The organism is Stenotrophomonas sp. SPM, assembly GCF_003105135.1.
In the GTDB taxonomy this organism is placed as follows: Bacteria; Pseudomonadota; Gammaproteobacteria; order Xanthomonadales; family Xanthomonadaceae; genus Stenotrophomonas.
Genome location: NZ_QETL01000210.1, coordinates 1 through 1283 on the forward strand (window position 1 = coordinate 1; position 1283 = coordinate 1283).

Below are 1283 nucleotides of genomic sequence, written 5' to 3' on the forward strand. Positions count from 1 at the left end.
TCGACTGCCTTTGGCCAACCGCGCAGGGCAGTCGAGCATGGCTCGACTCCACAGAGGTCAGCCCCGGCAGAACGCGGCGTAATCGATATACCCCGGGAACGGCACCCCAGGCGCACACACCGGGCACTGGTGATCAGGCTGGATGCGGGTTTCGCGGAAGCGCATGCCCAGCGCATCGAAGCGCAGCAGACGGCCGACCAGCGGCTCGCCGATGCCCAGCAGCAGCTTCAGCACCTCGGTGGCCTGCAGCACCCCGGCCAGGCCGGGCAGCACACCCAGTACGCCGGCCTCGGAACAGTTGGGCGCGAACTCGGGCGGCGGCGGCTCAGGGAACAGGCAGCGGTAGCACGGGGCCACGCCACGCTGGCGGCCGGCATCAAACACGCTTACCTGCCCATCAAAGCGCTCGATGGCGGCATAGACCATGGGCTTGGCGTGCTTGATGCAGGCGTCGTTGAGCAGGTAGCGCAGCGGGAAGTTGTCCGAGCCGTCCAGCACGACGTCCACACCCTCCAGCACGCGATCGACGTTCTCCGAGGTCACCCGCTCGGGCACGGCCTCGACCTCGATGGACGGGTTCAACGCCAGCAGCCGTTCGCGCGCCGAATCCACCTTCAGCTGGCCGACGCTGGCCTCGGTATGCACGATCTGCCGGTGCAGGTTGCTGCGCTCGACCCGGTCATGGTCGGCAAAGCGCAGGTGCCCTACGCCGGCCGCAGCCAGATAGAAGCCAGCCGGTGCACCCAGGCCACCCGCTCCAAGCACCAGCACGAGCGACTGCTGCAGGCGGCGCTGGCCAGCCTCGCCTACCTGCGGCAGCAGCAGATGGCGTGAGTAGCGGTCGTAGAAGTCGCGGTCAGCGGCATCCAGCATCGGCTGCACCAGCGGCAGCCCCTGCTCGCGCCAAGCCACGGTGCCGCCGGCCACGGACGCCACGTTTGAATAGCCTGCGGCCAGCAGCGCCTGCGCGGCGTCGGCGGAGCGCTTGCCACTCTGGCAGATCAGCAGGATGTCCTGGCCCTGGACCGGCAGGTGCGCGGTCGGATCGGCCAGCAGATCATCCTTGGCCACGCCACGCGCGCCCTCGGCCATGCCACCGGCGCGCTCGTGCGCCTGGCGCACATCGATCAGCACCGCACCGCGGGCCACACGCGCCCGCGCCTGCTGCGGGGAAAGCTCTGGAATGCTCATGCGCCCATTGTAGAGCCGACCCCATGCTGAGCCGAGCATGGGCTCGGCTCTACACGGTAGCGCCGGGCCATGCCCGGCGAGCGCAGCGGCAC

Annotated in this window: 1 protein-coding gene; it reads right to left on the reverse strand. The window is 69.5% G+C overall.

Annotated elements, in window-relative coordinates; all coding sequences use genetic code 11:
• Positions 1-57: 57 nt before the first annotated feature.
• The gene (gene moeB / locus DCO49_RS20045) at positions 58-1230 is read right to left on the reverse strand and encodes a molybdopterin-synthase adenylyltransferase MoeB (protein WP_279325656.1); all 1173 of its coding nucleotides are present in this window, start codon (positions 1228-1230) and stop codon (positions 58-60) included.
• Positions 1231-1283 lie beyond the last annotated feature (53 nt).